Below are 22,535 nucleotides of genomic sequence, written 5' to 3'. Positions count from 1 at the left end.
TCCGAACTCCGGACTACTCTTGGTCCGAAGTTCGGACTAGTGAGCGAGGTGCCGCGTGCGGGAAGACGAGTACTGGACGGCGGTCCGCACCCTGCGGTTGGCCGTCGCCGACCTGCTGGACACGCTGAGCCCGGCCGAATGGGAGACGCCGTCCCTGTGTGAGGGGTGGCGCGTCCGCGAGGTCGCCGGCCACCTGTCGCTCGTGCCGACGATCACCACATGGGAGTTGATCGCGGCGGGGCCGCGCGCCGGCTTCAACCCGAACCGTATCAACACCGTGCTGGCCACCAGGTACGGCTCGCGCGGCCCGGCCCAGATCGTCGCGAGCATCCGTGACCACGCGGCCGATCGACGCACGGCGAAAGCCTTGGACACCAGGAACTCGCTGTTCGACATCATAGTGCACAGCCAGGACATCGCGAGGCCGCTGAACCGCGAATTCCCCGTGCCGGCCGAGTTCAGCCGCGCCGGCCTGGAGCGCGTATGGGCCATGGGCTGGCCGTTCCACGCCCGGCGCCGCCTGGCCGGCGTCACCCTCACGGCCACCGACACCGACTGGACCGTCGGAACCGGCCCGGAGGTCGCCGGCCCGGCGCTCGCCCTCCTGCTGCTGTCCACCGGACGCCTGGCACCGGCGCTCGACGCCCTGCACGGATCGGGGTTGTCCGTTCTGGCGTAGTGACAGGTGAACTGCCGAACGAATGGAGCGAAAAGCCTCACGACTAAACTCGCCGAACCCCTCTGGTCCGTTGTATGAGGGTTACAGGAGTCAGTCAACCAAGGATATGTGCCGGGATGGCCGGCGTGAAGCTGGACAAACTGTGGTCCCTGTTGGCGTGATGTCCTATACCCATAACCGCTTCCTGGCTTCGCTACGGCTCCATCGCACGTCTGGCGGACGCCTCGAGATGCTGGCAGATGAGCATCAAGTGTGGGCAATTTGGCTAATTAAAGATTGACGATCCCCCCAAACGCCACTGGCAATCGCTTCCTCTTACCAGCTAGTCCGCCCGGGCGGACATCTCCCTGTACGTGACATAGTTATTAACATACTCCGCGAACTGCCAACAACTTTTCTACGTGAATGCACCGTCCAATTTACCTCTGAAAGGGGCGGAAGCTAGACAAGGCATCAAGGCGCAATTAGAGACTGGCTGGTCGTTGGGTAAACCATCGCCGTCTCGTGAATTCTACTGCGGTTGTCCTAGAGCGTGGGGAGATATCTATCGTTCAACGGCACGGTCTCTGAGACAGCCGTGAGGACCTCAGGCCGCCCAACTCCTGACTCATTACATACTGATTTAAATCGATTACGGATCTCTAAGACATGCGGGCTCGCTTGAGAGAACGGAAATGAGGATGCTAGCGTGGACCCTACCACGCCTATAGTGAGGCCGGTGACGGATCTTTTTGAGGGTCCGCGTTCCAGATGTAGCCGGCGAGCTTGTCGCCCTGGGCGACGATGCCGACGACATTGCGCGCGTTGTCGATGCCCGTGGCCTCGTCGTTGTCGCCGGCTGCCCTGGGCAGGAGGCTGTACGTGCTCGGCTTGTCGGCCGGCCACACGATGATGCTGGTGTTGTCGACCGTGCCGACGATGTCGCCGCCGGCATTGATGTCCACGGCCTCGGCGTGGCTCGTGCCGGCCGGAACGGGCAGGTCCTGGTAGGCGCCGTTGACGTAGCGGACCGCGTGGGTGCCGGTGCCGTCGCGGTAGTAGCCGGCGGCCACCCCGGCCGCGTTCAGACCCATGATTCTGGTGGGTGAACTGTGGGCGGAACCGAGCAGGCGTGGCGGCGAGTTGCCGTCGATGTTCCACACCGCCGGGCTTTCCGTGATGCCGCTGTCGTTGGTCGCCATGCCGAACACGTGGGACCCGTGGTCGGTGCCGTAGCTGAGCGACTGGACGAAGCCGGGTGCGGGCGGCAGCGTCCGAACGGTCCACGAGCAGGTGGACCGGTCGGGTGCGGCCTGGGCGGTCGTCGCGCTCAGGCCGGCGAGCATTGTGACCGCCACTGCGCCGACCACGTAATGCTTTGCGCGGTAAGGCATCCGATCTCCTTCTCGGTGGGTGCTTGCACCGGGATGACGATCATGTGCCGCGGCCGGTTGTCGGCTTCCCCGTGACCTTTGCGTTGTTCCTGGCAGCCGAGTTGGCCGGTCCTCGGTGGACGGTCACGGGAAAGCCTTGGCCGCGGGGGAGATCCGGTCGACGGCCCAGACGAGCAGGGCCAGCGCGCTGAAGCCGGCGCCGAGCACGCAGACCGCGGCCCAGCCCCAGGCGCTGAAGGTGAAGGTCGCCGCGACCGCGCCGCCGCCGAAGCCGACCGAGTAGTAGACCATGTTGCTGCCGATGAGCCGGCTGCTGGCGTTCGGGTCGAGGCCGACGATCAGGTGCTGGTTGGTCACGTGGATGGCCTGGCCCGCGAAGTCGATGACGACGATGCCGACCAGCAGCGGAATCAGGGTCTGAGGCAACCACGCGATCGGCAGCCACGACACCGTGAACAGGACCAGCGTGACCCCGCTGACCAGCTGCGCCCGGCCGCGATCGGCCAGTGCCCCGGCCCGGGCCGCGCCGAACGCGCCGGCGGCCCCGACCAGACCGAACAGGCCCACGGTGGACGTCGACATGTGCCACGGAGGCCCGCTCAGCGGCAGCGCCATGGAGCCCCACAGGGCGCCGAATCCGGCGAACATGAACAACGTGATCAGGCTGCGGACGCGAAACACCCGCTCCCGCACCGTCAACGTGAACACCGACGTGACCAGGCGTCGGTAGGAGACCTGAGGCCGGTCCGGGCGTTCCGGCGGGAGCTTCAGGCCGAGGACCAGGGCGACGCCCAGCATCAGCACCGCCGACACGACGAACACCGAACGCCAGCCGAGCGCGTCCGACAGCAGGCCGGCGATCGTCCGGGCGAGCAGGATGCCGATCACGACGCCGCTGGTCACGATGCCGAGCACTCGGCCGCGTGACTCGGGGCTGCTCAGTACGGCCGAGTAGGCGATGATCACCTGCTGTACCACGGTCGCCAGCCCGACGACGCCGCTGGCGATGAAGAAGGTCACTGCCGTCGGGGCGGCGGCGGTGGCCAGCAGCGCGGCCGCCGTGATGACGGATCCGATCGGTATGAGCATCCGTCGGTTAACGAGATCGCCCAGCGGCACGATCAGGATCAGCCCGAGGAAGTATCCGACCTGGGTGACGGTGGTGACCAGGCCGAGGTCGGCCTGCGCGACGCCGAGGTCGTGGCCGATCTCCTCCAGCAGCGGCTGGGCGTAGTAGATGTTGGCGACCGCGATGCCGCAGGCGACGGCCAGCAGCACGGCGAACCTCGTGCTGATCCCGGCCGGTTGCTGCCGGACGTCGAGCGAACTCATGACTCTCCCCGAGAAGGACGGCGTGCTGGGAACGAGGTCAACGCTAGGTCGCGAGTGGATCGGGGGTATGGTCCATTTTCATGCCAGGAGCGCGGGCCAATTCGCCGGAAGAGCCGAGCACGCTCGGGGCCGATCTCCACCTCGATCACCTGGGCCTTCGCGGCCAGCACGGGCTGCGCTCGTCCCTCATGGACGCGCTGCGCGAGGCCGTGCGATCGGGCCGCCTCGCGCCCGGCGTGCAGCTGCCTTCGTCGCGGACGCTGGCCGCCGACCTGTCGATCGCCCGGAACACCGTCGCGGAGGCCTACGCCGAACTCGTCGCCGAGGGGTGGCTCACCGCCAAGCAGGGCTCGGGCACCCGCGTCGCTCGGCGGGCCGAACCGCAGAAGCCGGCCGGCGGGCCCGAGCGTGTCGTGCTCGCCCGTCCGACGCCGATCCGTCCGCCCGAGGCCAAGTACAGCCTGCTGCCCGGCAACCCCGACCTGGCGAGTTTTCCCCGGGCGCAATGGCTTTCGGCCGCCCGGCGTGCGCTGACGGCGGCCCCGAACGACGCCCTCGGCTACGGCGATCCGCGCGGTCGTATCGAGCTGCGCACGGCCCTGGCCGACTACCTCGCCCGCGCTCGGGGCGTGCACGCGACGCCCGACCGGATCCTGATCTGCGCTGGCTTCGTCCACGGTCTACGGCTGATCAGTGCCGTGTTGAGCGGTCGTCACATTTGGTCGGTCGCTGTCGAGTCCTACGGCGTCCCGCAGTACTACGACCTGTTGACCGACGGCGGCCTGCACACTCCCGCGTTGCCGCTCGACGAGGACGGCACCCGTAGCGAGGAGCTCGCCGACCTCGGTGTCGGCGCTGTGTTGCTGACCCCGGCCCACCAGTACCCGACCGGGGGCGCGCTTCGGCCGGATCGTCGGGCCGCGGTCGTCGACTGGGCGCGGTCCACCGGGGGCCTGGTGCTGGAGGACGACTACGACGGCGAATTCCGGTACGACCGGCAGCCCGTCGGCGCCCTGCAGGGACTCGACCCCGAGCGGGTCGTGTACTTCGGCACCGCGAGCAAGTCGCTGGCGCCGGGCCTGCGCACCGGGTGGATGGTGCTGCCGCGGTCGCTCGTGCAGGAGGTCGTGGCCGCGAAGGGGCACGTCGACTGGGCGCCAGGGGCGTTCGATCAGCTGACGCTGGCCGAGTTCATCACGTCCGGCGACTATGACCGGCACGTCCGGGCCATGCGTCTGCGCTACCGCCGTCGCCGCGACCAGTTGGTCGAGGCCGTCGCCTCGCAGGCTCCCGGCATCCGCGTGTCGGGCATCGCCGCCGGGCTCCATGCCGTGCTCGACCTTCCGCCCGGCACCGAGCGCGCCGTGATCGGCGCCGCCGCCAAGCTGGGGATGGCCCTCGACGGCTTGGGAGACTTCACTCATCCCTCGGTGGGTGCCACCGGTTCTGACGGCCTCGTCGTCGGCTATGCCACCCCGTCCGACAGCGCCTGGTCCGGTGCCTTGGCCACGTTGTGCCAGGTGCTGCCGCGCTGATTGGCCCAAGCTCGTGGGCGAGAATTGGGCCAAGTACATGGGACGTTGTCGCCCTAGCGTTGAGGGCATGACAACGCACCTTCCCGAGCACAGCCAGCGTCTGGACTGGATGAAGCTCGCCCCCGACGTGTTCAAGGCGCTGCTCCGCCTGGACACCGCCGCCAAGACGAACCTCGACCCCGGCCTGGTGAACCTGGTCAAGATCCGGGCCTCGCAGCTCAACCACTGCGCCTTCTGCCTCGACATGCACAGCAAGGACGCCATCGCCGAGGGCGAGACCGTCGAGCGGATCGTGCAGCTCGGCGCGTGGACGGAGTCGCGACACTTCTACACCGCAAGGGAAATCGCCGCGATCGAGCTCACCGAGGCCGTCACCGTGCTGACCGACGGCTTCGTGCCCGACGCCGTCTACGCCGCCGCGGCCGAGCAGTTCGACGAGACCGAGCTGGCGCACCTCCTCGCCACCATCACCGCCATCAACGCCTTCAACCGCTTCGGCGTCAGCACGCGCATGGTTCCCGGCCACTACACCCCGGGCGCCTGACGGATGAACGCCAAGATCAAGATCGGCCTGGCTGCGCTGCTCGCGTTCGGGAGCGTGGTGGCTTGCGGCAGTTCGCCGGCTTCCTCCAACGGCACGCAGACCAAGGCCGGCGCGATCACACGCCTGATCACGCAGAGCCTGCCCGACATCGAAGGAAAGGAGGGCATGGTCGAGATCGTCGACTTCGCGCCCGGCGAGGCCTCCCAGGTGCACCGCCACAACTGCGACCTGTTCGTCTACGTGCTGTCGGGAACCGTGGAGACCCAACTGAAGGGCGGCCGGCTCCAGACCGTCCACACGGGAGGGACGTTCTCCGAGTCCCCGACCGACATCCACGTCGTGAGCCGCAACGCCAGCGGTTCCGAGCCGGCCAAGCTGGCCGTGTTCTACGTCAAGGCGAAGGGGACTCCTCCCACCGAGATCCTCCCTGACGGGGCCAAGTAGCGGCCGTTGTCAGACGGGCTGGGTATTGTCGCGGCGTGACTGACTTCGGGCAGATCCAGCGGCGTGAACTCGGGGCGCTCGCCGAAGACCTGGGCGGGCTCGACCCGCAGCAGTGGCGGGCGGCGACGTTGTGCGCCGACTGGGACGTCGAGGAAGTCGTCGCCCACCTCGGGGCGGCGACCAGGTTCACCCTGGCGACCTGGTTCCTGAGCATGCTCGGAGCCCGGTTCGACGCGGACGTCCACAATCGACGGCGCCTGGCGGAGTTCCGGGGCGCCACCCCACAGGAGACGCTCGAACGGTTCCGGCAGGTCGGGACCATCAGGCTGCCGACGAAGTGGTCGCCGTTCGGGCTGAGCGAGGTGATCGTGCACGCCGAGGACATCCGGCGGCCGCTCGGGCTCCGGCACGCCTACGATCCCGCCGGCCTGCTGGAGGTGGCGCGTTTCCTCGCCGGCCGGGACTTCGCCGTCAAGAGCAAGACCCTGGTCAAGGGCCTGGCGCTGCGGGCCACCGACGCCGACTTCCGGACCGGTGCCGGCCCGCAGGTCGAAGGTCCGTTGCTGTCGTTCGTGATGGTGATGTCCCACCGGCCGGCGTTCCTGGCCGATCTCGGCGGTGACGGGGCGCCCGAGCTGTCCCGACGGCTGGCTCCCTGAGAGCCGGGGACCGTGTTCGCCCTGACGCTGATCCTGCTGGCCGGCCTGGCCGGTCCGCTGCTGGCGACCCCCACTCGGTGGCGGCTGCCGATCGTGGTCGGCGAGATCCTGCTGGGGGTGCTCATCGGGCGCACCGGCGTCGGATGGGTGCACCCCGAGGACCCGGTGCTGACCTTCCTGGCCAGCCTCGGTTTCGCCCTGGTGATGCTGATCGCCGGCAGCCACGTGCCGCTGCGCAACCCCGCGATGCGGGCCGGCCTGCGCCGGGGTGCGCTGCTCGCGGGCCTGGTCGGGGTGCTGGCCGTGCCGGCCGGGCTGGGCATCGCCGCCCTGGTCGGCACCGGCCACGGCCTCGTCTACGCGGTGCTGCTGGCCTCCAGCTCGGCGGCGCTGGTGATGCCGGTGCTCGACGAGCACGAGCCGACCACCTCGGCGGCGCTGGCCACCATCGTGCACGTCGCGATCGCCGACACCGTCTGCATCATCGTGCTGCCGCTGGCCGAGGAACCCGCTCGCGCCGGGCCCGCCGCTCTCGGCGTGCTGGCGGTGATCGCGGCCGGCGGCCTCTGGTACGTGGGGATGCGGCGGCTGGGCGTGCTCGGCGTGCGCTCCCGGCTGCACCGCCTGAGCAAGGCCCGCGACTTCGGGTTGGAACTGCGGATCGAGCTGATCGGCCTGTTCGGGCTGGCCGGCCTGGCTCAGCTGCTGGGCGTGTCGGTCATGCTGGCCGGCTTCGTCAGCGGCCTGGCCCTGGCCGCCCAGGGCGAGCCGCGGCGGCTGGCCCGGCAGCTGTTCGCGGTGGCCGACGGGTTCCTGGGCCCGGTGTTCTTCGTGTGGCTGGGAGCGTCGCTGGACCTGCGTGAACTCGGCGACCGGCCGCTGATGCTGGCCCTGGCCGGATTGTTGGTGCTGGGCACGGTGGCCGTGCACGCCGCCGCTCGGCTGGCCGGCCAGCCGCTGCCGCTGGCGGTGCTGGCCGGCGCCCAGCTCGGCGTGCCCGTGTCCGCCGTGACGATCGGTACCGACCAACACCTGCTGGCCCCCGGCGAGGCCGGGGCGATCCTGGCCGCCGCCCTGATCAGCGTCGGTGTTACTGCCCTGGCCGCATTCCGGCTCAGAGCCGCTACGGGAACTACGTAGCTGCCATGTCGTGGGTACGGCGGTTCACGACGACGCCGACGGCCGTGAGCGCGAGGCCGATCACGCCGAAGGCGACGCCGGCTGCGGCCGGGGCGCGGTAGCCCAAGCCCGCCCCGATCACCACGCTGCCCACCGCCGCGCCCAGGCTGTTGGCCACGTTCGTGGCCGACTGGTTCAGTGCTGCGCCCATCAACTGTGCGCCCGGGGCCGCCGCGATGAGCCGGGCCTGCAGCGCCGGGGCCAAGAACAAAGTCGTTGCGCCGACCAGGAAAGCGCCGACGAACAAGCCCGCAGGCTGACTGCCGACCAGCCAGACGAGCGCCGTCGCGAAGATCATGCCCGTGAAGCCGAGCAGCATGGCGCGCTGCGGCTGCCGGTCGGCGTACCAGCCGCCGACCACGTTGCCTGCCGTCATGCCCAGGCCGACGGCGACCAGCACCCAAGCGACCGCGGTTTGCGGCAGCCCGGTCACCGCAGTGGTCATCGGGGCGATGTAGCTGGTCGCGGCGAAGAATCCGGAGAACCCGAGCGCGGCGGTCACGGCGACCAGCCACACCTGCGGCCTTCCTAGCGCGTGTAGCTCCGCGGCCGGCGACCCGCCCGCGGTCGACGCCTTCGGCGCCGTCGCGGCCACGGCGATCAGCGCCAGCACGAAAACTCCGGCGATCACCACGTAGGCGACACGCCAGCCCGCGTTCTGCCCGAGCAGAGTGATCAGCGGCACGCCCGCGACATTGGCCACTGTCAGTCCACTCAGGACGATCGCGAATCCCCGGCCTTCGGTGCCCGGCCCCATCATCGACGCCGCCAGCAGCCCGGCCGCGCCGAAGTACGCGCCGTGCGGCAGGCCGGCCACGAACCTGGCCACCAGCACCAGTTCGAACGTCGGCGCCACCGCCGAGCCGATCGTGCCGAGCACGAACAGCACCAGCAGTCCGATCACCAGCCGGTTGCGGCGCACCCTCGCCGTGACCACGGCGATCAGCGGGGCCCCGACCACCACGCCCAGCGCGTAGGCCGTGATCATCCAGCCCGCGTGGGCCACCGCCCGGGACGGCTCCTGGGTGTACTCCGCCCCGAGCACGTCCTGGGCGATCTGGGGCAGCAGTCCCGACGGCACGAACTCCGTCAGTCCGATCCCGACCGAGCCGAGCGCCAACGCGAGCAACGCCGGCCAGCGGCGGGGAGCATCCACTCCGGCCACTCTAGCCGCTCGTTGACTAAACGGAGAGTTCTCCGCTAACGTCGACGGCGTCCACGGTGGACACGAACGGAGAGAGCGATCATGGCTGAAGTCCTGGTGACCGGCGGTTCCGGCTACATCGGCAGCTGGTGCGTGCTCGACCTGCTGGCCGCGGGGCACTCGGTGCGCACCACCGTCCGCGACCTCGCGAAGGAGCCCGCGCTGCGCGCGATGCTGGCGCGCGGCGGGGCCGAGGGTCCGCTTCGGGTGCTGCCGGCCGACCTCCAGAGCGACGCCGGCTGGCGCGAGGCCGTCGACGGCTGCGACTACGTCCTGCATGTGGCGTCGCCCACCCTCACCAGCGTGCCGCGCCACGAGGACGAGATGATCGTGCCGGCCCGTGACGGCGTCCTCCGGGTGCTGCGGGCCGCCCGCGACAGCGGCGTTCGGCGCGTCGTGCTGACCTCGGCCATCGGCGCCGTCGCCTACGGCCATCCCGATCGCTCCACGCCGTTCACCGAGGACGACTGGACCGACGTGGACGCCGGTATCCCGCCGTACCAGAAGTCCAAGACCCTGGCCGAACGCGCCGCCTGGGCCTTCATCGCCAGCGAGGGCAACGGTCTCGAACTGGCCGCCGTCAACCCCGTCGGCGTGCTCGGTCCCGTGCTCGGCCCCGACTACTCGCCGTCCCTCGGACTCCTCAGGCGCATGCTCGACGGCGAGGTGCCGGCCAGCCTGAAGTTCGCCTCCGGCTACGTCGACGTGCGCGACGTCGCCGACCTTCACCTGCGCGCCATGACCGACCCGGCCGCCGTGGGGGAGCGGTTCATCGCCCAGTCCGGGCCCAGCCTGTGGGTGCGGGACATCGCCCGGATCCTTCGGGAAAGGTTGGGGGAGCGGGCGAGCAAGGTCCCCACCCGTGAGCTCCCCATCTGGCTCACGCGCACCGTGGCCCGCGTCAATCCCGAGCTGCGGCTCATCGTTCCCCAGCTGGGCAAGAACTTCGACGCCACCTCCGCCAAGGCCCGGCGCCTCCTCGGCTGGCAGCCCCGGCCCATCGAGCGGACCATCGTCGAGACCGCCGAGAGCCTGCTCGCCCTGGGCGTTCCCGCCTAGCCCGGGCCGTACGATGACGGCCATGCCCCAGCGCAGCGACGCCCAGGCCAACCGTGCCCGGATCCTCGAGGTCGCCCGCGATCTGCTGACCTCCGACGGCGACGCTTCGCTCAACTCCATAGCCAAGGCCTCCGGCGTCGGCCCCGGCACGCTCTACCGGCACTTCCCCACCCGCGAGGCCCTGGTCCTCGCCGTCTACCGCGCCGAGGTCCAGCGCCTGGTCGACTGGGCCCCCGAGCTGGTGGCCACCGAGCCCCCGCTCACCGCCCTCCGCCGCTGGTTCGAGCGCCTCGCCTCGCAGATCCGCCTCAAGCACGGCCTCGGCGACGCCCTGAGCGCCGCCGCCCAGGACTCCGTCACCAGCGAGACCTACGCCCCCGTCATCGGCGCCATCTCCCTCATCCTCCAGGCCGGCGAGCGGGACGCCTCCATCCGCCCTTCCCTCGACCCCGACGACGTCCTCATGCTCATGAGCTCGGTCTGGCGCACCCCCCTCACCCCCGCCGGGCAACGCCAGTCCTCCCGCCTCCTCGACCTGGTCGTGGACAGCCTCCGCTCCTGACCCGCGCCGAGGCGGATGATGGATCGGCTGCACGGGCAACCTTCGGTGGTCTTTCCGCCGGCGCGAGGCCCACGGCTGAACATGGTCATCGCCTGCCCCGTGTGAAGCGGCACAGTCCTGCACACGAGGAGGAGGTCACCGTGAACCCGGGCAGATTCCGGTCCCTCGACCTGCTTCGCGCCGTCGCCGTGTGTCTGGTCGTGTACTGCCACCTGGTCGGCATCTGGCTGCACCAGCACGACATCCACTCGGTCACGGCCGCCGTGTTCGAGGGGTTCGCCGTCGATCCGCTGGCCGTCGCGCTCAACGTCGGCAACCTCGGCGTCGTGATCTTCTTCCTGGTGAGCGGCTTCATCGTGACGCACACCGGTTTCGCCGAAAGTCCACGGCAGTACGCGATCAAGCGCCTGCTGCGGATCTACCCGATGCTGACGGCCGCGGTCCTGGTGTCCGCGGCGCTGTTCACCGTCGGCCTCCAGCCGTTGTCCACCGGGGACGGCACGTCGGTCGACCCGGTGAGCCTGCTGACCAACATGTCGCTGGCCAACTACCTCATGACGCCACGGGTCGTGCTGGTCGACGTCGGCTGGACGCTGATCATCGAGGTGTTGTTCTACACACTGCTGTTCGTGGCCCTTCCGCTGCTGCGTCGGGCGACCTCACCGGCCATCCTCGGCGAGCTCGGCGCCGTCGCCGCTGTGCTGGCATCGGCGCACCTGGGCGGACCGTCCTACGCCCTGCTCGCCGTCGACGTCGGCTACCTGCCCGCGCTTCTGCTCGGCCAGGTCGTCTGGGCGGTGCGCAGCCGCCGCATTCCCCCGTGGGCGGGATCGGTGCTCGGCGTCGTCGCCGTCTCGGAGTACGTCTGGGCCGGGCTGCCCGGAATGGGGCGCCAACCCACCGTCTACCACTACAACCTGACCCTCGCGCTCGGCTTCGCGGTGTTCCTGGCCGCGTTGCTCGCCGAATCGAAGCTGCGCCCCATCGCCTTGATCGGATACCTGGCCGACCGCAGCTATTCCCTGTACCTACTGCACGGTCTGCTCGCAGTGGCGCTTATGAACGTTCTGTACCCGCTGGTCGGGTACCCGAGCGCGCTTGTCGTTGGCCTCGCCGTCACCGTGTCGGCCGCGCACGCGAGCCACCGCTGGGTCGAGCGTCCAGCGATGCGCCTCGCGCGCCGGATGACCAGCACAAAACGGCGAGCTCAGGCCCGCGGCTCCTCATCGAGCGTGCCGACCTCGTCCGGAGCGGGCATGTGACGGATGCTGTCGCTGCCCTTGTGGTCATGGGCCCGGCTGTATCGCGTATCCAGAACCTTGCCCAGCTTGTGCGCCGCCCCGGAGTACGCGTCGTCCACCGTGGCCGCGTGGTGGGTGACCGCGACCGGTTGCTTACCCCCGGGCCGCGCCTCGATCACGCACTTCATGTCCTCCGGCTTGCCGCCGCTGTCCTCGCTGAGGTGCACCTCCACCCGGGTCAACCACCCGTCGAACCGGGACAGGCTGCCCTCCAGGTCGGTGGTCACGAAGGCGGCCAGGCGCTCGCCGCCGTGGATGTTGTGGTCGGTGTTGACCTGGATCTGCATGAGCACCCTCCGAAGCGGGACAATGATGAGCTCGGTCTATACCACGGGGGCGGCCGGCTCAAACTCGCCGCGCTCACCGGCCTCGATCGGTGATCAGCTCGCGACGAAGCGGCGGTTCTGGAGCGTGACCAGGCGCTCCATGTAGGCGACGCCGCGGTCGCCGACGGTGAAGGCGGCGTCGGCCCAGTCCTCGGTGATGTCCATCAGCTCGGCGCGGGTGATGGCCAGGACGCGGTTGCGGGTGCGGACCAGCGCCTTGACGCTGTTGAGGCGGGGTCGGAACCGGTCGAGGAGCGCGAGGGTGGCGCGGTGGCCGTCGCCCGGCTCGGCGACGGTGTCGACGAGGCCCCGGTCGGCGTGCCACCGCACGGGCCGGCGCGCGCCGTGCACCAGCAGCTGCTCGGCGGCGGGGATGCCGGCGCGCCGGGCGATCAGGGAATACGCCCCCATGCCGGCGAAGTGGTTGAACCGCATCTCCGGGAACGCCATCGTGACGCCGTCCTCGGCGACCAGGAAGTTGTGCGCCAGCGCGCATTCATAACCGCCGCCCAGCGCGTCGCCGTCGACCAGGGCCACGGTCAGGGCCCCGATGCCGAACCCGGTCATCAGCTCCCAGACCACGTCCACGGCCGCCCGGGCGTACGCGCGCAGCACCGCGTGATCGCCGTCCTTGATGGCCCGGGCGAACAGCGGCAGGTCGCCGCCCGCGTTGAACATGCCGGGGCAGGACGACGCCGTCATCCAGAAGTCCACGTCGAGGCCCGAGTCCCGGACCAGTCGCCCCAGCCGCAGGATCTCGTCCAGCAGCCCGGGGTTGAAGGTCGGTCGCGGATGCGCCCGCATCACCATCCACAGCGCCGCGCGCTCCTTGTCGAACCGGACCTCCAGCTGGGTGAAGTCGTTCGTGCCGGGCAGCGCGGGCATGTCGGCCAGGTCGTCGGTGTTCAGGGACCTCTCCTTCCAACGGGTGCCGTCGGGACTGATCGCGGGCGGTATCCGCGGGGTTACGACACGGAAGGATGAACCCGATCGGCGGAACCCTGGCCACAGCGGAGATCGAGGTCCGTACCGGCGTCTAGCGCCTCCAGGCGTGCCGTATCGCCATGTACGCGATGACGCCGCAGCCCACGCCGACGAACAGCAGCGCGTACATGACCGCGAGGAACGAGTCGCTCGGCTCCTGGCCGGCGACGCTGGCAGCTTGGACGAGGAGGGCATTCATCTCGCCTGGGTGCCCGTCGGGGCGCGCGTTACACGCGGCAAAGGGGCTAACGCGGATGCCGTCGGACGCGATCTACTACAGTGATGTAGTAGTCATGTCTCGAACGAAGGCGAGGACAATGTCCGCACCGAGCTACCTGGAGATGGCCGTCGTCGGCCTGCTCCAGGGCGTCAGCGAGCTCTTCCCGGTCTCCAGCCTGGGCCACTCCGTGCTGCTGCCGGCCCTGATCGGCGGCCACTGGGCCACCGACCTGGACATGTCCACGCAGGGCTCGGCCTACCTCGACACGCTGGTCGCCATGCACGTGGCCACCGCCGCGGCGCTGGTGATCTTCTTCTGGCGCGACTGGGTCCGCATCGTCGGCGGACTGCTGACCTCCGTTCGGGACCGCCGGATCGCCACGCCCGACCAGCGCCTGGCCTGGCTGCTCGTCGCCGGCACCATCCCGGTCGGCATCGGCGGCCTGGTGCTGGACAAATTCATGCGCGAGCACCTGGGCAAACCAGTGCCGGCGGCGGCGTTCCTCCTGCTCAACGGCGTCATTCTCTTCGCCGTCGAACGGCTCTACCGTCGCCAGCGCCGCGCGGCGCGAGACCCGGAGGCGACGATGGTCATGTCCGCGGCGCCGACCGAGGCGATGGCCACTGTGCCCAGCGAGGTCGCGAGCGACGTCCGCCTGTCGAAGCTTGGCGTGTGGGAAGCGGTGGGCGTCGGCGCCAGCCAGATCCTGGCCCTGTTGCCCGGGATCAGCCGCTCCGGCGCCACCATCGCCGGCGGCCTGCTGCGTGGGCTCCGCCACGACGACGCCGCCCGCTTCGCGTTCCTGCTGGCCACGCCGGCCATCGCCGGCGCCGGCCTGCTCAAGCTGCCCGAGCTGGCCCGCCCCGAGATGCACGACGCGATCGGCCCCACGATCGTCGGCAGTGTCATCGCTGGCGTCGCCGCCTACATCTCGGTGCGATTCCTCGTGCGCTACTTCGAAACCCGCACCCTCACGCCGTTCGCGATCTACTGCGTGCTCGCCGGCCTGGGCTGCCTCGGCTACTTCGCGCTCGTTCAGCCCTGACGTCGGCGGGCCCGCCGCAGTTCGAGGCCGACGGGGATCAGGGACACGATGACGACCAAGGCGATGATCGGCAACAGGTACTGGTCGATGCCGGGGATGCTGGTGCCGAGGGCGTAGCCGGCGAGCGTGACGCCGATCGTCCACACGAGACCGCCGACGACCTGCCAGAGCGTGAAGACCTTGGTGGGAATGGACAGGACGCCGGCGACCGGGTTGAGCACGGTGCGGACGATCGGGATGAAGCGAGCGAGCACGATGGCCTTGCCGTGGCCGTACCGCTCGAACATCTCCTCCGCGCGGGCGATTCCCTTGGCGAGGTGGGTGTTGTGGCTGCGGGCGAGCAACGCCCGGCCGCCGCGTCGGCCGATCTCGAAGCCGACCTGGGCCCCGGCGAGCGCGCCGACGGCCGCGGCCAGCAGCACCAGCGGCAGGGACAGATGCGTGGCGCCGCTGGTCGCGCACAGCACGCCGGCGGTGAACAGCAGCGAGTCGCCGGGCAGGAAGAAGCCGATCAGTAGCCCGGTCTCGGCGAAGGTGACGATCAGGACGCCGAGCACGCCGAGGCTGCTCAGCCAGAACGACGCGGACAGGAAGGCCAGACTCACGGTTGACTCCACTGTGGACGGGTGTGTTCACGGGCGAACAGGCCGATGCCGAGGGTGCTGGCGATCATCGCGAACCACGTCGACCGCGTCGGCCGAGCCCCGGCGGAACGCGCGGCCAGTGCAGCCGTCAAGGCGATGGCCAGCCAGATCAAGGGGTGATCCTCCCGTCAGCTACTACAGTCGTGTAGTAACTGCCGCCAATCTACTACAGTGGAGTAGGAGGTGGATCCATGCCGCGTCGAACCAAGGGCAGCCTGGAGCGAGAGGTGCGCGCCGTGCTGACGGCCGCGTCGCAACCGCTGACTCCGGGGCAGGTGCGGGACGCCCTCGGCGGCGACCTGGCGTACACCACGGTGTTGACCGTGCTGTCGCGGCTTTTCGAGAAGGGCGAGGTCGCTCGCGAGACGCTCGGCCGCGGCTACGCCTACACCGCGCCGTACGACGCGGCCGAGCTGGCGGCCCGCCGGATGGCGCTGATGCTCGACGACGAAGCCGATCGGGAAGCCGTGCTGACCCGGTTCGTCCACGGCCTTCAGCCCGAGGACGAGCACCTGCTGCGCGGGTTGCTGAGCCAATGACCACGTCTGTCGTGGCCGCGCTCGCGGCGATGCTGCTGTTCGTGGCCTTCGGCCCGAGGCTGGGTGACCGGCTGCCACCGGCGGCTGCCACCGTCGTGCTGACCGTAGGCAGCGTGATCGTCGCCGGGTCGACCGGGCTCGTCCTCGCGGTGCTCGCGCTGACCTGGCTCGGGCAGGTGCCGCTGATCGCCTCCATGGCCGACTGGTCGGCGGCCGAGTTGGACGCCTCCAGCCCGATACCCGAGTTCATCGCCGTCGGCGGGTTGGCGTTGCTTCTGGCGGCCGGCCTGCGGCTGCTGATCCGGGCGGTCGGACGTGGACGCGCGCTCGTCGAGGTGCGGCGTGCTCATCGAGGGGCGCCGGCCCTGGTGATCGTGGTGGACAGCGATCGCCCTGACGCCTTCGCGACGCCTTCGCCGGGCGGCCGGATCGTCGTCACCTCGGCGTTGACCGAGGCGCTGTCTCCCGCCGAGCAGCGGGTGGTGGTTGCCCATGAGTGGGCGCACCTGCGGCTCGGGCACACGTGGTGGCTCCTGCTGGCCGATCTCGCCGAGGCGGTCAACCCGTTGCTGCGCCCGACCACTGGCGTCGTGCGGCACGCCGTCGAGCGCTGGGCCGACGAACACGCCGCGCGTGAGGTCGGGAATCGCGAACTTGTCGCGCGGACGATCGCCCGCGTCGCTCTGCTCCGCCACGACGCCGGCAACCCCGCGGTGATCCCGGCCGCCACTGGCGGCCAGGTGCCTCGACGGGTTCGGGCGCTGCTCGCGCCGAGCCCCGGCCGCCGACCGTGGCTGGCCGCCGTGCTGGTGGTGCTGTTGATGTGCAGCGCCGTGACGACGGTCGCCGTCGAGCGGACCGGAGATGCCCTTTTCGATGGCGTCGGGACCGTCCAGGAACGTTGACCTGGCGTCATGGCGTGTGCTGGACGACCACCTGTGGGTACGGCGTCGTCCGACCGGCAAGCAGGGGTTCGGGGTGTCCGCTGGTCACTTGCCGGACGAACGCGGCCAGGTAGGCGTTCGTGATGGCCAGCGCGTCGTCGCCGTCGATGGCACCGAGCGCGAGTTGTGATCGGACCGGAGCGGCGATGTAGTAGGCGCCGTAGTCGCTGAAGTTGAAGTGTTCGGCGCCGTTGAGCTGGTAGCACCACGTCGGTCCGCTGCTGGCGGCCACCAAGGTTCGGGCGGTGTCGAGGCTGGACCGGTCCGATGCGGTCGTGGGTTGGCAGGTTCCGGTGATGCAGGAGTTCTCGCTGGCCACGAGGAGCATTGGCTTGATCAGTCCGGTGTGGACGACCGGGCCGTACTGCGTGCCGTCGAGGTCGGCGGCCCCGACGCAGTGCTGGTCCGTCCGGCAGGCCTCAAGCGCGGCGGCACCCCCGAAGGAATGGCCGAGGTAAACGACTTTCGTGGCGTCGACGTGTCCGGCGAAGCGGCCGGCGTCGGCCTGGACCGCCGCGAATCGGTCGTCGGCCGCCCACACCTCGATCAGTCGGTCGCCCGCGGCCTGGGCCTGGCCCGCGTGCTCATCGGCTCCGTCGAACGCCTTCGGATTGCCGGCCTCGGTCGTGGACACGGGTTCGCCGCCCAGAACGGTCAGGTTCGCGCTGTAGGTGGGCGTGACACCGACGACGAGATATCCGTTGCTGGCAAGGCTTTCCGCGAGAGCGGTGTACTGCGGCGCGGCGAACCCCAGGCCGGGTTCGAGCACGGCGATGGGGAACCGGCCCTCGGCCACGGGGGCGTCGGTGAACGCGTGCGCATGCACGTGGTCGAAGCCGGTCTCGGCCAGTCCGACCGGCCAGCTCAGGTGGAGGCCGGCCCAGGCGTCGGGTGCATAGGCCGCGGGAGTGGGGGAGGGGCCGGGCGCTGCGGGGTACCAAAGCCAGGCGGACAAGCGCCGAGGCGCGCCAGGTTGCGGGGCGAGCGGATCGACGCGGGCGCTGTCGGTCCATTGGACCGTGGCTCGGCCGACGGGATACGGGCCGGTAGGTGCGGGCAGTGTGACCGGTTGGGCCGACCTGACGGCGACGTAGGCGACATAACCGCCGGCTGCCAGGACGACCGTGAGTGCCAGCACGAGCAGGTGACGCAGCCATCGCCTCATGCCGCCCATAGTACGCACCGCGTACTACGTGTCACGTACTATGCTGGGATCGGCACGAAGGAGGCGCATGCGCGGCAACGACGCACAGATGCTGGTACTGACCGTCCTCGCGGCGGAACCCCTGCACGGCTACGCCATCAACACGGCGATCGAGGCGCTGACCGGGAGCCGGCTCGGGGCGGGCAGCCTCTACGGCGCGCTCGCCCGTCTCGAATCCCATGGCCTGATCGAGCCGGACTCGGCGGACACCGACGAACGGCGGACCGTTCGCATCACCGACGCCGGGCGGAACACCCTGCGGGCTGAACTTGAGCAGATGGCCCGGGTCGCCCAGGCCGGCCTGCGCGCGCTGGGCTTCGCATGAGAGTGTCGACGGCGTTGGTTCGGCTCTACCCGCCGGCGATTCGTGAGCGGTGGGGCAGCGCCATCGCCGAGGAGGTCGGCCGCGCCGGCCCGCGCTCATGGCTCAACAGCGCCATCGGGGCCGGCAGGCTGTGGCTGCACCCCGGTGACTGGCCGGAGACCACCGAGGGGGAAACGTCCCGTGTTGTGGCCACTGCGCTCGTCGCCGTCAGCGTGGTGCTGACGCTGTGGTTGCGCGCGGCCGGTGTCGGCTCGCTGTCCGCGACCGTTGACCGGCCCGCGAGCAGTGCCTGGCTGGTTCCGATCTTGGCCGGGTTCGCCCTCGCCACGCCACTCCCGCGGCGCTCAGGGCTCGGTCGCCTTGTCACGATCGTCATCCGCACCCTGGCCGCGCCGGCCCTCTCGTTCGGTTTCCTGTGCCTGCTGGCCAATCTCGGCGCATTCGACCACCCGGCCGGCGTGACGCGCGTCCTGTTCGTGGGCTGCTACTGGGCGACGCTCTTCTTCGGCGGGATCAGGATCTGCGTGCTCGTGGCGCGCGCCGGTCGCGTCGTGGTCATGCCGAGCGCGCATCGGCTGCACATCGCTCTGCTTCTCGTCGCGACCGGGTTGGCCTTCGCGGCGGCGCAGTCTCTTGCCTTGGCGCTGCGTACATCTTTTGACCTGGGTTCCGTGATGCTGATCTGCGCCCTGGCCACGTCGGCGGCCGCGCTGCTCGTCACCGGCCTGGACCTCCGCCGCCGGCGGCCATGAACCTGCTGGCAGGTAACCGGACCTTGTCCCGTCGGTCCGCGTCTGCCTTGTCACCACGCCCCGGTCGATTGCCACAGAAGCGTTGTCCGCACTGACATTCGTTATCTCCTCGATACGCTTCGTTGGCTCGGCGCAACGCAGTGATAGACGCTTTCGAAGCGGTCGAGCGTCTTTTCCATCGAGTGCTCGGCGATGAGGTCGCGGCCGGCGGCTCCCATCCGGACTCGGGCCGGTCCGTCCGCAAGGAGACAGCGCAGTCGGTCGGCGAGGGCGGCGACGTCGCCGGGCGGGTAGAGCCAACCGGTTTCGCCGGGTCGCACCAGATGTGGCAGCGCCATCGCGTCGGCGGCGACGACCGGCTTGCCGGCGGCCAGCGCGTCCATCGTGGCCAGGCTCTGCAGCTCGGCGACCCCCGGCATGCAGAAAACGTCGGCCCGCTGATACGCCGCGATGAGCGCTTCCTCGTCGACGTAGCCGTGGAAGGTGACGGCGCCGGCGATGCCCAAACGGCCGGCCAGTTCCTGCCAGGCGCGGCGACACCTCCCGTCGCCGACGATCTCGACGCGCACCCGGACGCCATGGCGGATCCGGTGCACGGCAAGGAGAAGGTCCCCGACCCGCTTCTCCTCGTCCAGCCGGCCGACGAACAACACGTGCGGAACACGCCGGCCGGCTGCCGGCGTCGTGGTGGCGAAGCGGTTGAGGTCGATCCCGCACGACACTGCGATCGCCCACGGAATTCCCTGGTCCGCCAACAGTTGCACGGCCCGCGGCGTCGGGGCGGTCACGACCTGGGCGTGGCGGAGCACTCGTCGCAGATCCCACCAGCCCAGCTTCGAGACGAGCGGTTGCAGGGCTTTCGGCAGATGGAGGTAGCCGTGCAGGTTCTCAGGCATGAAGTGGTTCGTGGCGACCAGCGGGATGCGGCATCGACGTGCGGCGGCGGCAAGCCCGCGGCCGACCAGGAAATGCGCCTGGATGTGGACGAGGTCGGGCGCGAGCTCGTCCACTAGGGCCTGCGCGGCCCGGAATGCCCGTGGTGGGCTGCATATCCGAAACGTGGGGTGCACCGGTGTGAGCATGGACGCGATCCGGTGCACCGTCACATCGCCGACGGCCGCAGTGTCCGATCGTCCGGTCGTCGACGGGCACAACACGTGCACGTCATGACCACGCTCGGCCAGTCCGGCGGCAAGCCTCGCCGCGAAGTTCGCCGCGCCGTTGACATCGGGCGGATAAGTGTCGGCCCCCATGACGATCCGCAGCTGCGGCACCGGGGTGGTGGCGCCGGCCGGCCCAGCCGAAGCGAGCGAGGTCATGCCGGCCAAACTACTACGGCAATGTAGTAGTTTGCTGTCCGCGCGCTGTCGGTTCGAGCAGCTTCCCCGAATGGGAACCCAACCCCAACACGGGAAACCCGCTGGGAACCGACTCGGACGAGGACCTGAGGCCGGCCCACCAGACGATCCACCGAACGGCCGCCTGTCCGAGCCGCATCGTGCTGCCGGTCATTCCGCGCTAGAAAGCCGTGCGAGCCATCAGGTCTGGCGCGGGCACTGCCGTCGCCCGCGATCGAATCAGTCCCAAGTGGACAGTCGGGCGCGCGGCAGTCACGGTCGGTCGCGGCCGCACCGCGTGTCTCACGTCGTCTTCCCGGGCGGGCAGGGCGGGAGCACGATTCGAAAGATTCGGAGACAGCGTCGAAACTACGTCCGGTCGCCGGTTCGCGTCAAGGGGGCCGGTCCGGCCGTCGATGGCCTACCATCCGATGCCATGGGTGTCGAGGAAACCGGTTCCACAGCCGAGGTTTCGGCGGCCTCGGGCGGCCTCCCGAGGCTGGCCGACATCGCGAGGACGGCCGGGGTCAGCACGCCGACAGTTTCGAAGGTGCTCAACGGCCGGGCTGACGTCGCTCCCGGCACGCGGGCCCGGGTCGAGGAGCTGCTGCGCGCGCACGGCTACCGGCGCAGGCGCGGCGGCGCGCAGTCGTCGAAGCTGTTCGACCTGGTCTTCCACGAGCTGGAGAGCGCGTGGGCGATGGAGGTCATCCGGGGTGTGGAGAACGTGGCCCGCCGCGAGGGCATGAGCATCGTGCTGTCCGAGTCGGCCGGCCGCCTCACCCCGGGGCAGACCTGGGTGGACGGCGTGCTGGCCCGCCGGCCCGGCGGCGTGGTGCTGGTGCTGTCCGATCTGGACCGGACCCAGCGGGCCCAGCTGACCAGCCGGGACATCCCGTTCGTGGTGCTGGACCCGGCCGGCGACCCGGCCGACGGCGTGCCCGCGGTCGGTGCCAACAACTGGCTCGGCGGCCTGACCGCCACCCGGCACCTGATCGAATTCGGCCACCGGCGGATCGCCATGCTCGGCGGGCCGTCCCGGATGATGTGCAGCCGGGCGCGGGTCGACGGCTACCGCACGGCGCTGGAGACCGCCGGGATCGGCGTCGATCCGGCGCTGGTGCGGGAGGGGAACTTCCACCACGAGGCCGGCTACGCTGCCGGCCGGGCGCTGCTGTCCCTGCCCGACCGGCCGACCGCCGTCTTCGCCGGCAACGACCTGCAGGCCCTCGGGTTCTACGAGGCGGCCCGTGAGCTGCGGCTGCGCATCCCCGACGAGCTCAGCGTGGTCGGCTTCGACGACCTGCCGCTGGCCCGCTGGGTCGGTCCGCCGTTGACCACGGTGCGCCAGCCGCTGGTGGAGATGGCCGAGACCGCCTGCCAGCTGGCGCTCGACCTTGGCCGGGGTCACCGGCCCGCGGCCACCCGGGTCGACCTGGCCACCACGCTGGTGGTCCGCAACAGCACCGCGCCGCCGGCGGGCCGCTGACACCCGCGACACGAGCGTCGAAACTTTCGATCGTCCGGCCCGACCAGCCGGACGACCACAGTCCAGTGTGGACGAAAGCTGGATTACCGAAATATCAACGAAAGTTGTTGCCCACGCGACGTGACCGGGTCGACACTGCTCGACACCACACGGTTTCCTCACTGAGGAGGAACATCGCCCATGGACCACAACCCTCCGTTTCCGATCGGTCGCCGAGCCGTGCTCACCTCGGGGGCGCTGTTGGCCGTCTCCGCGCTGGCGCTGCCGGTCACCGCGAACGCCGACACCACGATCACCACCAACCAGACCGGCACCAACAACGGCTACTACTACTCGTTCTGGACCGCGGGTGGCGGCTCGGTCGCGATGACGCTGTCCGGCGGGGGCAGCTACCGCACGACCTGGAGCAACTGCAACAACTTCGTCGCCGGCAAGGGATGGAGCAACGGCGGACGGCGCAGTGTGCAGTACTCGGGCAGCTTCTCGCCGTCCGGCAACTCCTATCTGTCGCTCTACGGCTGGACGTCCAATCCGCTGGTGGAGTACTACATCGTCGACAACTGGGGCACGTACCGGCCGACGGGCACGCACAAGGGCACGGTCAGCAGCGACGGCGGCATGTACGACATCTACGAGACGACCCGGTACAACGCCCCGTCGGTCGAGGGCACGCGCACGTTCAACCAGTACTGGAGCGTTCGGCAGAGCCGGCGGACCGGCGGCACCATCACCACCGGCAACCACTTCGACGCGTGGGCCCGCGTCGGCATGAATATGGGCAGCTTCAAGTACTACATGATCCTCGCCACCGAGGGCTACCAGAGCAGTGGCAACTCGTCCATCTCGGTGAGCTGA

26 protein-coding genes are annotated in these 22,535 nt (G+C 70.0%); 16 read left to right on the top strand and 10 right to left on the bottom strand.

Annotated features, from left to right (window positions below):
• The first annotated feature begins 55 nt into the window (after nt 1-55).
• On the top strand, nt 56-679 hold the full coding sequence (locus tag KUTG_RS03850) for a maleylpyruvate isomerase family mycothiol-dependent enzyme (RefSeq protein ID WP_043714943.1): 624 nt from the start codon (nt 56-58) through the stop codon (nt 677-679).
• 704 nt (nt 680-1,383) lie between these two features.
• Here the strand turns inward: KUTG_RS03850 and KUTG_RS03845 are convergent.
• Nucleotides 1,384-2,052 carry a hypothetical protein gene (locus KUTG_RS03845; protein ID WP_157494313.1) on the bottom strand — a complete coding sequence of 223 codons (669 nt, stop codon included), beginning with the start codon at nt 2,050-2,052 and terminating at the stop codon, nt 1,384-1,386.
• Between the two features lie 123 nt (nt 2,053-2,175).
• Entirely contained in the window at nt 2,176-3,384 is a 1,209-nt protein-coding gene (locus KUTG_RS03840; RefSeq protein ID WP_043714939.1) for an MFS transporter, read from the bottom strand.
• 80 nt (nt 3,385-3,464) lie between these two features.
• Between KUTG_RS03840 and KUTG_RS03835 the strand changes: the two genes are divergently transcribed.
• From KUTG_RS03835 to KUTG_RS03815, 5 genes are all read left to right on the top strand, one after another.
• The gene (locus KUTG_RS03835; protein WP_043714937.1) at nt 3,465-4,919 is read left to right on the top strand and encodes a MocR-like pyridoxine biosynthesis transcription factor PdxR; all 1,455 of its coding nucleotides are present in this window, start codon (nt 3,465-3,467) and stop codon (nt 4,917-4,919) included.
• A 67-nt stretch (nt 4,920-4,986) separates the two neighbouring features.
• Nucleotides 4,987-5,463, top strand: a complete 477-nt coding sequence (locus KUTG_RS03830) for a carboxymuconolactone decarboxylase family protein (protein WP_043714936.1) — start codon at nt 4,987-4,989, stop codon at nt 5,461-5,463.
• A gap of 3 nt (nt 5,464-5,466) precedes the next feature.
• On the top strand, nt 5,467-5,907 hold the full coding sequence (locus KUTG_RS03825) for a cupin domain-containing protein (protein ID WP_043714934.1): 441 nt from the start codon (nt 5,467-5,469) through the stop codon (nt 5,905-5,907).
• 35 nt (nt 5,908-5,942) lie between these two features.
• Entirely contained in the window at nt 5,943-6,566 is a 624-nt protein-coding gene (locus KUTG_RS03820) for a maleylpyruvate isomerase family mycothiol-dependent enzyme (RefSeq protein WP_052393877.1), read from the top strand.
• Nucleotides 6,567-6,578: 12 nt separating this feature from the next.
• Nucleotides 6,579-7,706, top strand: a complete 1,128-nt coding sequence (locus tag KUTG_RS03815; protein ID WP_043714932.1) for a cation:proton antiporter — start codon at nt 6,579-6,581, stop codon at nt 7,704-7,706.
• Here the strand turns inward: KUTG_RS03815 and KUTG_RS03810 are convergent.
• Nucleotides 7,699-8,901, bottom strand: coding sequence for an MFS transporter (locus tag KUTG_RS03810; RefSeq protein ID WP_198046997.1), 1,203 nt, complete (start codon nt 8,899-8,901; stop codon nt 7,699-7,701). The two genes, KUTG_RS03815 and KUTG_RS03810, sit on opposite strands and share 8 nt — an antisense overlap.
• A gap of 90 nt (nt 8,902-8,991) precedes the next feature.
• Here KUTG_RS03810 and KUTG_RS03805 point away from each other — a divergent pair, with 90 nt between their 5' ends.
• The 3 genes from KUTG_RS03805 (at nt 8,992) to KUTG_RS03795 (ending at nt 11,832) form a co-directional block, all read left to right on the top strand.
• Complete coding sequence (locus tag KUTG_RS03805) at nt 8,992-10,008, top strand: SDR family oxidoreductase (RefSeq protein ID WP_043714929.1); 1,017 nt, start codon at nt 8,992-8,994, stop codon at nt 10,006-10,008.
• A 22-nt stretch (nt 10,009-10,030) separates the two neighbouring features.
• Nucleotides 10,031-10,570 (top strand): TetR/AcrR family transcriptional regulator, encoded by a 540-nt coding sequence (locus KUTG_RS03800; RefSeq protein WP_084578866.1) that lies wholly within the window; start codon nt 10,031-10,033, stop codon nt 10,568-10,570.
• 140 nt (nt 10,571-10,710) lie between these two features.
• On the top strand, nt 10,711-11,832 hold the full coding sequence (locus tag KUTG_RS03795) for an acyltransferase family protein (RefSeq protein ID WP_198046996.1): 1,122 nt from the start codon (nt 10,711-10,713) through the stop codon (nt 11,830-11,832).
• Here KUTG_RS03795 and KUTG_RS03790 read toward each other — a convergent pair.
• From KUTG_RS03790 to KUTG_RS57965, 3 genes are all read right to left on the bottom strand, one after another.
• Complete coding sequence (locus KUTG_RS03790; RefSeq protein ID WP_043714925.1) at nt 11,778-12,158, bottom strand: HPF/RaiA family ribosome-associated protein; 381 nt, start codon at nt 12,156-12,158, stop codon at nt 11,778-11,780. The genes KUTG_RS03795 and KUTG_RS03790 overlap by 55 nt on opposite strands.
• Before the next feature lie 93 nt (nt 12,159-12,251).
• Nucleotides 12,252-13,082: a crotonase/enoyl-CoA hydratase family protein gene (locus KUTG_RS03785; RefSeq protein ID WP_043714923.1), complete on the bottom strand. Its 831-nt coding sequence runs from the start codon at nt 13,080-13,082 to the stop codon at nt 12,252-12,254.
• Between the two features lie 151 nt (nt 13,083-13,233).
• Complete coding sequence (locus KUTG_RS57965) at nt 13,234-13,380, bottom strand: hypothetical protein (RefSeq protein WP_157494312.1); 147 nt, start codon at nt 13,378-13,380, stop codon at nt 13,234-13,236.
• Between the two features lie 118 nt (nt 13,381-13,498).
• On the opposite strand from KUTG_RS57965, the gene KUTG_RS03780 reads away from it, so the two are divergent.
• Nucleotides 13,499-14,446 carry an undecaprenyl-diphosphate phosphatase gene (locus KUTG_RS03780; RefSeq protein WP_043714921.1) on the top strand — a complete coding sequence of 316 codons (948 nt, stop codon included), beginning with the start codon at nt 13,499-13,501 and terminating at the stop codon, nt 14,444-14,446.
• On the opposite strand, the gene KUTG_RS03775 is transcribed toward KUTG_RS03780, so the two are convergent.
• Both KUTG_RS03775 and KUTG_RS57960 read right to left on the bottom strand, forming a co-directional pair.
• Complete coding sequence (locus KUTG_RS03775; protein WP_369794432.1) at nt 14,437-15,051, bottom strand: DedA family protein; 615 nt, start codon at nt 15,049-15,051, stop codon at nt 14,437-14,439. The two genes, KUTG_RS03780 and KUTG_RS03775, sit on opposite strands and share 10 nt — an antisense overlap.
• Nucleotides 15,048-15,203 (bottom strand): hypothetical protein, encoded by a 156-nt coding sequence (locus KUTG_RS57960; RefSeq protein ID WP_157494311.1) that lies wholly within the window; start codon nt 15,201-15,203, stop codon nt 15,048-15,050. Before KUTG_RS57960 ends, KUTG_RS03775 begins: the two co-directional genes overlap by 4 nt.
• 78 nt (nt 15,204-15,281) lie before the next feature.
• Here KUTG_RS57960 and KUTG_RS03770 point away from each other — a divergent pair, with 78 nt between their 5' ends.
• Nucleotides 15,282-15,629: a BlaI/MecI/CopY family transcriptional regulator gene (locus KUTG_RS03770; RefSeq protein WP_043714917.1), complete on the top strand. Its 348-nt coding sequence runs from the start codon at nt 15,282-15,284 to the stop codon at nt 15,627-15,629.
• On the top strand, nt 15,626-16,534 hold the full coding sequence (locus KUTG_RS03765) for a M56 family metallopeptidase (RefSeq protein ID WP_052393875.1): 909 nt from the start codon (nt 15,626-15,628) through the stop codon (nt 16,532-16,534). Before KUTG_RS03770 ends, KUTG_RS03765 begins: the two co-directional genes overlap by 4 nt.
• 7 nt (nt 16,535-16,541) lie before the next feature.
• Here KUTG_RS03765 and KUTG_RS03760 read toward each other — a convergent pair whose 3' ends face one another.
• Entirely contained in the window at nt 16,542-17,738 is a 1,197-nt protein-coding gene (locus KUTG_RS03760; protein ID WP_052396518.1) for an alpha/beta hydrolase, read from the bottom strand.
• A 67-nt stretch (nt 17,739-17,805) separates the two neighbouring features.
• On the opposite strand from KUTG_RS03760, the gene KUTG_RS03755 reads away from it, so the two are divergent.
• Both KUTG_RS03755 and KUTG_RS03750 read left to right on the top strand, forming a co-directional pair.
• Nucleotides 17,806-18,102 carry a PadR family transcriptional regulator gene (locus KUTG_RS03755; protein WP_043714915.1) on the top strand — a complete coding sequence of 99 codons (297 nt, stop codon included), beginning with the start codon at nt 17,806-17,808 and terminating at the stop codon, nt 18,100-18,102.
• A gap of 185 nt (nt 18,103-18,287) precedes the next feature.
• The gene (locus KUTG_RS03750) at nt 18,288-18,854 is read left to right on the top strand and encodes a hypothetical protein (protein ID WP_232240643.1); all 567 of its coding nucleotides are present in this window, start codon (nt 18,288-18,290) and stop codon (nt 18,852-18,854) included.
• Between the two features lie 101 nt (nt 18,855-18,955).
• On the opposite strand, the gene KUTG_RS03745 is transcribed toward KUTG_RS03750, so the two are convergent.
• A complete protein-coding gene (locus tag KUTG_RS03745; protein ID WP_084578862.1) occupies nt 18,956-20,173 on the bottom strand; it encodes a glycosyltransferase in 1,218 nt (405 codons plus the stop codon).
• A 454-nt stretch (nt 20,174-20,627) separates the two neighbouring features.
• Here KUTG_RS03745 and KUTG_RS03740 point away from each other — a divergent pair, with 454 nt between their 5' ends.
• Nucleotides 20,628-21,680 (top strand): LacI family DNA-binding transcriptional regulator, encoded by a 1,053-nt coding sequence (locus KUTG_RS03740; protein WP_084578860.1) that lies wholly within the window; start codon nt 20,628-20,630, stop codon nt 21,678-21,680.
• Nucleotides 21,681-21,860: 180 nt separating this feature from the next.
• Nucleotides 21,861-22,535 carry a glycoside hydrolase family 11 protein gene (locus KUTG_RS57955; protein WP_043714911.1) on the top strand — a complete coding sequence of 225 codons (675 nt, stop codon included), beginning with the start codon at nt 21,861-21,863 and terminating at the stop codon, nt 22,533-22,535.

Source organism: Kutzneria sp. 744 (assembly GCF_000568255.1).
Classification (GTDB): domain Bacteria; phylum Actinomycetota; class Actinomycetes; order Mycobacteriales; family Pseudonocardiaceae; genus Kutzneria.
The sequence above is the reverse complement of the archived record's forward strand: the minus strand, read 5'-3'. Positions and strand labels throughout refer to the sequence as shown.